This is a genomic window from Methylobacterium sp. B1, from assembly GCF_000333255.1.
Taxonomy (GTDB): Bacteria; Pseudomonadota; Alphaproteobacteria; order Rhizobiales; family Beijerinckiaceae; genus Methylobacterium; species Methylobacterium fujisawaense.
Genome location: NZ_BACT01000977.1, coordinates 1 through 444 on the forward strand (window position 1 = coordinate 1; position 444 = coordinate 444).

Annotated in this window: 1 protein-coding gene; it reads right to left on the minus strand. The window is 61.0% G+C overall.

All coding sequences use genetic code 11. The features are described from left to right. The coding region (locus I53_RS27240; protein WP_043356865.1) for a PfkB family carbohydrate kinase at positions 1–356 on the minus strand (356 nt) is incomplete at its 3' end. Positions 357–444: the final 88 nt, after the last annotated feature.

Consider the following 444-nt stretch of genomic DNA (forward strand, 5'->3'; position numbering starts at 1 on the left):
ATAAAGGTGCGCTCGCCGTCTGGCTCCACCAGCGCCAGACACCAGCCGTTATCACCCGTATCTGCTTCCACCGCGCTGTGCAAATCCTGCTTCGCCATGGCGTTGCGAATAATATCCGCCCACACGCCGTGGCCGACGGGCAGGGCATTTTGCGCCGCAATGCCGAGCCGTTTCAGGGCGATGGCGATATTGAGCGCGCAGCCACCGATATTGACGCCCTGCTGTTTAAGCTCGATATCACACCCGCGCCAGGGCAGGGCGTAAGCGTCGGCGATGACGTCTATCACCGCCGCGCCCAGCACCGTCACCGGGCGCGTGGCGTGCAAGGTTTCAAGGCGCTGAGCCAAAGACGTCATATGCCCTCCCGTTGCTCCCGATAGTGCAGAAGTTTTTCGCAGTAGTGACCGAAATCGAGCTGGTTAACGGCGTCGAGTTCGGCCTTCA